The 9,269-nt window shown below is 64.3% G+C and carries 4 protein-coding genes; all 4 read right to left on the minus strand.

Translation table 11 applies throughout. From position 1 onward, the window contains the following. Positions 1-941 (minus strand): sulfotransferase family protein (locus J4E53_RS28500; RefSeq protein WP_103311065.1); only part of this gene is annotated, 941 nt, incomplete at its 3' end. Further along, positions 929-1,714, minus strand: a complete 786-nt coding sequence (locus tag J4E53_RS28505) for an aspartyl/asparaginyl beta-hydroxylase domain-containing protein (RefSeq protein WP_103311066.1) — start codon at positions 1,712-1,714, stop codon at positions 929-931. The genes J4E53_RS28500 and J4E53_RS28505, both read right to left, overlap by 13 nt. Positions 1,715-1,726: 12 nt before the next feature. Beyond that, positions 1,727-3,238, minus strand: a complete 1,512-nt coding sequence (locus J4E53_RS28510; RefSeq protein ID WP_103311068.1) for a TolC family protein — start codon at positions 3,236-3,238, stop codon at positions 1,727-1,729. A gap of 40 nt (positions 3,239-3,278) precedes the next feature. After that, the coding region (locus J4E53_RS28515; protein WP_207268242.1) for an S-layer family protein at positions 3,279-9,269 on the minus strand (5,991 nt) is incomplete at its 5' end.

The following is a 9,269-nucleotide window of genomic DNA, read 5'->3' on the forward strand; positions in this document are numbered from 1 at the left end:
GACCTTCTCAGACACTCGAGCGCTTCGTAAGGCCCCTGCGCCCAGCGCAGGACCCGCTCCCGCAACAGCGCCGAAGCCTCCCGGCGCTTGTCCTCGCTGTCGCCGACAAACGCCTGTGCCGGCTGCTTGGCATGCTGCCCCACCGTGGCGAACACTTGCTCGCATTGCTTATCATCGAGGCCGAAAAACGCCGCCAACCTGCCCGTCATCGCCTCGGGCAGTTCGGTGTAGTTGACCGCCATCCCAGCCAATGCCCGGCAGTGTTCCAGACCGGCTCCCAACAGCCGCCCCACCCGCCGCGGGATGAAATCTTCCTGGCTGCCGAACGACAATCCATCGTCCAGGACCGTCGCCCCGATCATCCCCGGCACCATGTGCATGCCGGGACGCCGCAGGTGGGAGACCGAAATTTCCAAGGGGTCGCGGTACACGAACAGCCAGGGTGTGTCGGGAAAGCACTCACGCAGCAGCGGCAGTTCACCGATGTTCCAGGCGTCGAGCTTGACCACCAGGCGTTGCTCCACACCTCGGCGGCGCTGCCCGTAGGCCGACATCAAGCCCTTGAGTGCCACACACCGCTCGGCCGCTGGCAAATCACTGCGCAGCAGCGTATCCAGCGGTGGCGGTTCCGAGATAACGATATGGTCGTCCAACTGCGCGAGCATCTGGCTGATCAATGTCGAGCCACAACGGGAGGCATGGAAAATGAATGCGCTGGGCTCAAGTCCCGGGGATTGTCGTTGCCACTGACTGAGTGCGCCCAAGGGCGTCCGGCGGCGGAACGCCTGGTTGAAGGGCAGGCGCAGGGCGTCTTCCACCGCATCGCCAAAGAACGGCTGTGACAGTCGCGCGTCGCCGAACCAGCACCAATCGACCCACCACTGTCCGGCCTCTTGCCAGAGGCGGATCGGCAACCAACCGTGCAGGTTCAGGTCTTCCACGGGTTTCTCCACTGCTGGCGACCGTTGCGCATCGCGGCCCGCAATTCTTCCCGGGTGAAATGAAGCCCTCGTTCGGCCCCCAGCGCCAGGCTGGACTCAATGAAAGCGTCGAGGTCGTGCAGGCTCTGCAAGGTACGGGCGAGTTCAGGATCGCTTTCCACACGCTGCTGAAAACGGGCGAAGTCGCTTTGCCTGACGCCCGCGGCGGGCGTGGTGGGCAGCCCATCGGTAATCTGCTGGGCCAGCCACGGCCCGGGGCGACAATCGAGCACCAGATGAACCCGCGAATGAGCACTTCGGTTAACCACCCGGTGAGGCCGCGCCAGGTCGAGAAACCAGCACTCGCCGGCCGTCAGCGGAATGATTTGTTCATCCAGGAAAAAGTCCACGTCAGGTGGGCTGAGCAACGGAACGTGCAGGCGTAGGTCGGCGTCCGGCCCGCCCAGATCGTAGTCACGATGCTCGTGAATGCACCCACCAGGCCCCAGCCGCAGCAGCCGGGCCGAGACGATCTCCAGGGGCCAGTCGCGCAACGCCTCACGCCAGCGACCGTCCGCTAGCCAAGGCGCACGCTGACTTGGCTGACCGCGCCCGGGCGACAGCTCGGTGACGGCATCCGCCGCCGAAATCAGCGCCACCCCGCTCCAGTCGCCGCTGTAATAGGCACTGTTGAAATGCCCTTGCCAGCGCGCGTCGTCAATGGCCGCCAGTGCCTGCAACAGCAACGGCAGGTTCACCGCCACCGGCAGCCGGGAAAACGCCGGGCGCGTCATGCCCAAGGCCCGTTACTGGGGCACGGCGGCCATTGGCACGTTGATGTTCCCTTGGGCCCAGGCCGCTTCGCGGTTCGCCAGCGCCGTAGCGATCGATTGCACTGCGGTCGATTGCACTTCGTTCGGCATTGGATCGAGGCCGGCGCTGGCGAAGATCTGACCGTAGGCGTTGCGCAGGTCGGCATAAGCCAGGTCCCGGCGCAGATCAGCCTGCAGGGTGTTCAGTTCGCCCTGGATCAGGTCCAGTTCGCCAATGCCTGCGGCCTGGTGACGGCTGCGCAACTGGCCAACGATCTGCCCGTCGATGTCCGACAGTTGCTGGCTGGTCTTGAACTGGCGCAGGGCTTCGCGATAGTTGGCGTTGGCGACGTACAACTGCGCCAGCACGGCAATCGACATCGCCTGGCGCCGCGCCGACGCGACTTCTTCACCGGCCTTGGCCACGTCGATGGCCGCCGGGGCGGAGATCACGTTGAACAGGTTCCAGGTGACTTTCACACCATAGTCGGCCCAGCCCTGCTCCACCAGGAACGAGTTGCTGTCGTAATGCCCGCCGGCGGAAAACTCCAGGCCCGGCAGCAGGCGCAGCATGGCCTTGCGGGTTTCGGCGGCGGTGATGCGGGTCTGGTAATCCTGCTCGCGCAGTTCCGGGCGGCTGGCCAGGGCTTCCTGTTCGAGACGGGCCAGGTCGACCTTGAGTTCCGGGATGGTGTATTCATCCTGGGTCGCCAGGGTCAGCTCGGTGCCCAGGGGCAAGTTGATCAGGGTCGCCAGTTCGGTCTTGGCCAGGGACAACGCCCGGCGCTGCTCTTCAAGCTGGCGGGTGGCCTGGATCAGCGAGCGCTGGTAACCCAGGGCCTGCACCGGGTCGCCGATGCGCTGCTCGCTCATGTTCTGGCTGTTGCCACGCGCCGCGTCGACCCGGGCCATCAGGCTGTCGATCTGCTTGAGCAGGCGCTCGGCGGCCATGGCGCGCCAGTAGGCCGAACGCACGTCCTGGACGATGGTGTTGATCACCTTGCGCCGGCGTTCCTGCACGATCAGGCGCTGGTCCCCGGCCTGCTTGGCACTGATGTAGCTGACACCGAAATCGAGCACGTTCCAGACCATGGTCAGGTCCGCCACTTCACGGTCACGGTCCTGGGAGGTCGACGGTTCCAGGGACTGGGTACCGGTTTCCACGCTCTGGCTGCTGGAGGCGTTGACGTTGTTGCGGCCCACATACCCGGCGTCCAGGGCCATGCGTGGCAGCATGTCGAAACTGGCCAGGTCCAGCTGACGCTTGGCCAGGGCCTCCTCCATGATCTTCAAGCGACCTTCGAGGTTGTACTTCACCGCCCGGGCCATGGCCTGGTGCAAGGTCAGTGGGCCGCTCAGCGGCTCCTGATCCTTGTACATATTCTGCAGATCGGTTCGAGCGCGCTGTTCGCTGACGCTGCGATCGATCGGCTCGCTGGTGACCGCACATCCACTCACCACCAGCGCCAGCAAACTCATACCGAATAACTTCTGACTTCTATTCATTCCCTGGATTGCCCCTGGCTGCCCCAATATTTTTTAGAATTCAGGCCTGCGCCTGGCTGATGCCGACCTGTCGTAACGCCGTTGCCAAGCTGTCGACCTGACCTTGTTCAGTATCCTTGAGCTGTTGCAGCTGCTGGCCCAAGGTCGGTGCGCCGAACATTCCGCGCAGCCCTTGGGACACATCGCCACCCTGCATCGACTGGCTGCCGAAGGCATCCATCGAGTCGCCCTCGGAAGCGGAGTCCTGGGTGAACAGGGTCGAAAGCGTGCTGCTGCCGAACACCCCGCCATCGCCCCCGCCAAAGCCCAGGAACCCCTGGCCAGAACCATCGCCAGAGGCATCGTTGCTGAACACCTGAGCGATATAGCTAGGCGCCAGTTGGCCCCGGTTGATGAAAATATCCCCAATCGGCTTGAGGCCACCGCCCACGTCCCGCTGCTCGAACAGCGGCGGGAAGCCCAGCGGCGAACCGAGGTTGCCGGTCGGCGGGGTAAAGACGATCGGTTGCAGCGGCACCTCGGACGGCGGGGTAACCGTGACCGGGTCGGACGTCAGGAACTCCGGCGGCGGCTTCACATCGTTGGGTACCACGGTGTTGATCGCATAGTTATTGGACACCGCCACGCTGGCCCCGGTGTTGCCGCTCAGGTCGTTGACGTTGCTGGTGTCCAGGGCAATGAAATTGCTCGGGTCAGTGAGATTCACCGTGGGCGTGAACGTCGCGGTCCAGGTCCTGCCGCCGTCGCTGCTGGTCAAGTTGGTCAGCTCGCCGTTGGTGACGCTGAGGTCCGACAGATCGAAATTGCTCACCGCCTCGCTGAAGGTGATGGTGACCTGGGTCGTCTCGCCCACGGTCAGGTTCGGATCGGCCACCACGATGGTCGCTGTCGGCCGGGAGGCATCGAGTGCGTAGTTGCTGGAGATCGCAATGCCTGCCCCGACGTTGCCGGCGAGGTCCTGCACGTTGCCAGTGTCCAGCAGGATCAGGTTGGTGGCATCGCTGACGCCCGCGGTGGGCGTCAGGGTCGCGGTCCAGGTCAGGCCGCCGTCGCTGCTGGCGAGGTTGGACAGCACGCCATTGGCCACGCTCAGGTCCGACAAGTCGAAACCTGACACCGCCTCGGTGAAGGTGATGGTCACGGTGGTGCTCTGGCCGATGCCCAGGGTGGTATCGCCCAGGGAGATGGTCGCGCCAGGACGGGCCGTGTCGATCGCGTAGTTGTTGGAGCTCACCACGCCGACACCACTGTTGCCCGAGGCGTTGACCACGCCGCTGGTGTCCAGGGTGATCAGGTTACTGGTGTCGGTAATGCTCGCGCTCGGGGTGAACGTCGCCGTCCAGGTCACGCCGCCATCGGAGGACGAGACGTTGCTCAGCGTGCCGTTGCTCACGCTCAGGTCAGTGTTGTCGAAACCGCTGACCGCTTCCGAGAAGGTTATGGTGACCTGTGAGGTTTCCCCTATTTGCAGGGCACTGTCAGCCACCACGATCGTGGCAGTCGGTACCTGCGTCTCGACCGCATAGTTGGCCGAATCGGTGGTACCTGTCCCGGTGTTGCCAGCCGCATCGCTTACGCCGGTGTTATCCAGGCTGATCAGGTTGGTGGCGTCGGTCACGCCCAGGGTTGGTGTGAACGTCGCGGTCCAGGTCAGGCCGCCATCGCTGCTGCTGACGGCGCTCAGGGTGCCGTTGGCCACACTCAGGTCAGCGTTGCTGAAGCCGGTTACCGCCTCGCTGAAGGTGATGGTCACCTGGGCGGTTTCACCCGGCTTCAGCACCGAATCGCTCAGCACGATGGTGGCGGTCGGACGCTGGCTGTCGACGCTGTAGTTGTTCGAATCGGTGGTGCCGCTGCCGACGTTGCCCGCCAGGTCGGCGACGCCGCCATTGGCGAGGGTGATGAGGTTGCTGGAGTCAGTGATGCCAGCGGCAGGCGTGAAGGTCGCGGTCCAGGTAATGCCGCCGTCATTGCTGCTCAGCCCACTGAGGGTCCCGTTGGCGACTGTCAGGTCGGCAGTGGTGAAGCCCGTCACGGCCTCGCTGAAGGTGATGGTCACCAGCGAGGTCTCGCCCGCGGCGATGGCGGTGTCGGCGACGACGATGGTCGCGGTCGGGCGCACGGTGTCGATCGCGTAGTTGTTCGAATCGGTGGTGCCGACGCCAGCGTTGCCTGAGACGTTGACGACACCGGTATTGTCCAGGGTGATCAGGTTGCTGGTATCGGCAATGCTCGCACTCGGTGTGAACGTGGCCGTCCACGTGACGCCGCCGTCGGAGGACGACACGTTGCTCAGCGTGCCGTTGCTGACGGTCAGGTCGCTGTTGTCGAAACCGCTCACCGCTTCGTTGAAGGTGATGGTCACCTGGCTGGTTTCACCGATGCTCAGGGACGTATCGGCCACCACGATGGTCGCCGTCGGCACTTGGGTATCGACGGTGTAGTTGGCGGAGTTGCTGGTGCCGGTACCGGCGTTGCCGGCCGCGTCGCTCACGCCGCTGTTGTTCAGGACGATCAGGTTGGTGGCGTCCCGCGTGCCGGTGGCCGGGGTGAAGATCGCCGTCCAGGTGATGCCGCCATCGCTGCTGCTCACGGCGCTCAGGGTGCCGTTGGCCACGCTCAGGTCCGAATTGTCGAAACCGCTGACCGCCTCGCTGAAGGTGATGGTCACCAGTGAAGTTTCACCGACGCTGAGGTTGCTATCGGACATTACGATGGTCGCAGTCGGACGCAGGGTATCGACAACGTAGTTGTTCGAATCCGCCGTGCCGGTGTTGATGTTGCCCGCCACATCGGCGATCGAACCACTGTTCAGGCTGATCAGGTTGCTACTGTCGCTGACTCCCGCACTCGGGGTGAAGGTCGCGGTGAAGGTAATGTTGTCGCTGGTGCTCAGCCCGCTCAGGGAACCATTGCTCACGGTCAGGTCAGCCAGGGTGAAGCTCGTTACGGCCTCGCTGAAGGTAATGGTCACCAGCGAGGTTTCGCCAATGGCGACGGTTGGGTCGGCCACCACGATAGTCGCGGTGGGGCGCACGGTGTCGACCGCGTAGTTGTTGGAATCGGTGGTGCCGACACCTGCGTTGCCCGCGCCGTTGATCAAGCCGGTATTGTCCAGGGTGATCACGTTGCTGGTATCGGAAATGCTCGCACTCGGCGTGAACGTGGCCGTCCAGGTGACGCCGCCGTCGGTGCTGATCATGGTGCTCAGGGTACCGTTGCTGACGGTCAGGTCTGCATTGTCGAACCCACTGACCGCCGAGTTGAAGGTCACGGTAACCACTGAAGTCTCGCCGATGCTCAAGCTGGTATCGGCAATCACGATAGTCGCCGTCGGTACGTTGGTGTCGACCTGGTAGTTGTTGGAGTTGGTCGTGCCGGTGCCGGTATTGCCCGCGGCATCGCTGACGCCGGTGTTGTTCAGGGTGATGACGTTGGAAGTGTCGCTGACCCCCAGGGCCGGGGTGAACGTGGCGGTCCAGGTGATGCCGCCATCGCTGCTGCTGACGGCGCTCAGGGTGCCATTGGCCACGATCAGGTCCGAATTGTCGAAACCGCTGACCGCCTCGGAGAACGTAATGGTCACCAGCGACGTTTCGCCGACGCTCAGCGCGTTGTCGGCCACCACGATGGTCGCGGTGGGGCGCAGCGTGTCGACGACGTAGTTGTTGGAGTCGGTGGTGCCGGTGCCAGCGTTGCCCGCCCCATCCACGACGCCCGTGTTGTTCAGCGTGATCAGGTTGGTGGCATCGCTGGTGCCAACGCTCGGGGTGAAGGTCGCGGTGTAGGTGATGTTGTCGCTGGTGCTCAGCCCGCTCAGGCTGCCGTTGGCGACCGTCAGATCAGCCAGAGTGAAGCCGGTCACCGCCTCGTTGAAGGTGATGGTCACCACCGAGGTTTCGCCTAGGGCGACGGCGGTATCGGCGACGACGATGGTGGCGGTGGGGCGCGCCGTGTCGATGGCGTAGTTGTTGGAGTCGGTGGTACCGCTGCCGGCGTTGCCGGCAGCGTCCGCCACGCCGGTGTTATCCAGGGTGATCAGGTTGGTGGCGTCGCTGGTACTGGCGCTCGGGGTCAGTGTCGCGGTCCAGGTGATACCGCCGTCGCTGGTGCTCAGCCCGGTCAGGGTGCCGTTGGCGACCGTCAGGTCGGCGGTGGTTAAACCGGTCACTGCTTCGTTGAAGGTGATGGTCACCAGGGACGTTTCGCCGACCCTCAGGGCGTTATCGGCGACGACGATGGTCGCGGTCGGGCGCGCGGTGTCGACGGCATAGTTGTTGGAGCTGGTGGTGCCGGTGCCAGCGTTACCGGCCGCGTCCAGTACGCCGGTATTGGCCAGGACAATCAGGTTGGTGGCGTCCGTGGTGCTAGCACTTGGGGTGAGCGTCGCGGTCCAGGTGATGCCACCGTCGCTGCTGCTTAGTCCGCTCAGAGAACCGTTGGCAACGGTCAGGTCGGCCAGGGTGAAACCCGTCACCGCCTCGCTGAAGGTAATCGTCACCAGGGAGGTTTCACCGATGTTCAGGGCGTTGTCGGCCACCACGATCGTGGCGGTCGGGCGCAGGGTGTCGATGGCGTAGTTGTTCGAGTCGGTGGTGCCGGTACCGACGTTGCCGGACAGGTCGGCAACGCCGCTGTTGTTCAGCACCACCAGATTGGTGGTGTCGGTGATAGCGGCGTCAGGTGTCAGGGTTGCGGTCCAGGTGATACCACCGTCGCTGGTGCTCAGCCCGGTAACTATACCGTTGGCCACCGTCAGGTCTGCGACGGTGAAACCGCTCACCGCCTCGTTGAAGGTAATGGTCACCAAGGACGTTTCACCGGCGCTCAGCGCCGTGTCGGCGACCACGATAGTGGCCGTCGGGCGCAGGGTGTCGATAGCGTAGTTGTTGGAGTTGGTGGTGCCGACACCGGCATTGCCACTCAGGTCTGCGACACCGGTATTGTTCAGCACCACCAGATTGGTGGTGTCGGTGACAGCGGCGTCGGGTGTCAGGGTTGCTGTCCAGGTGATACCGCCGTCACTGCTGCTCAGGCCGCTGAGGGTGCCATTGGCCACCGTCAGGTCAGCCGTGGTCAACCCGCTGACCGCCTCGGAGAAGGTGATGGTCACCAGTGAGGTTTCGCCGCTCCTGAGGGCCGTGTCAGATACCACGATGGACGCCGTCGGTGCCACGGTGTCGTTGACCACGTAATTGTTCGAATCGGTGGTGCCCACGCCGGCGTTACCGGCGAGGTCCGCCACACCGGTGTTGTTCAAGGTAATGATGTTGGTGGTATCGGCGATATTGCTTGCCGCCGTCAGCGTGCCGGTCCAGGTGACACCGCCGTCGCCGCTGGTCAGCGTGCCGACGGTGCCGTTCTGCACGGTCAGGTCCGCCGCGGTCAGTCCCGTGACTGCCTCGGAGAAGGTAATGGTTACCTGCGACGTGCCGCCAGAATTCAGGTTGGTGTTGGCTACGACGACGGTCGCGGTGGGCGGCGTTTCGTCCGGCACATAGTTGGTATTGATGGTACCGCCATCGCCATAGACGTTGGCCACCGAACTCGGCGAGACACCTGCCGTGCCGGCACTCGTTCCACCAGTGCCGCTGCCGCCGACGTTGCCGGCCAGGGCCGCGAAGTTGGCCGCGGTGATCAGGATCGAACCCTTGTTCCAGATAGCACCGACACCCACGCCACCGGCGCCGCCCGCCTGGGTGTAGCCACCACCGGCACCGCCGCCACCGCCACCACCGCCCGCTCCGATGTTGTTGGAGATGACCGAGTTACCGATGATCCGCAGGGTTGCGCCCGTGTCGTTGTAGATACCGCCAACCGCGCCACCGCCGGCACCACCGATGTCGTTATAGCCGTCGCCACCACCGCCGCCGCCGATGGACAACCCACCGCTGCTGGCCGTGCCACCGGAGGAACCGGTGCTGTAGCCGGCATAGACAGCGCCGCCGGTACCGCCGGTCGCGGAGCCGCCACGGCCACCGATGTTGAAGAAGCCGCCACCGGCACCGCCCTGGTTGGTAGAGCCCAAGGA

Source organism: Pseudomonas sp. FW305-28, assembly GCF_017351395.1.
Taxonomy (GTDB): domain Bacteria; phylum Pseudomonadota; class Gammaproteobacteria; order Pseudomonadales; family Pseudomonadaceae; genus Aquipseudomonas; species Aquipseudomonas fluorescens_AA.

Excerpts from the sequence above, each read along its gene's own strand:
- J4E53_RS28505 (WP_103311066.1), bottom strand. The coding sequence starts at position 1,714 with ATGACGCGCCCGGCGTTTTCCCGGCTGCCGGTGGCGGTGAACCTGCCG.
- J4E53_RS28510 (WP_103311068.1), bottom strand. The coding sequence starts at position 3,238 with ATGAATAGAAGTCAGAAGTTATTCGGTATGAGTTTGCTGGCGCTGGTG.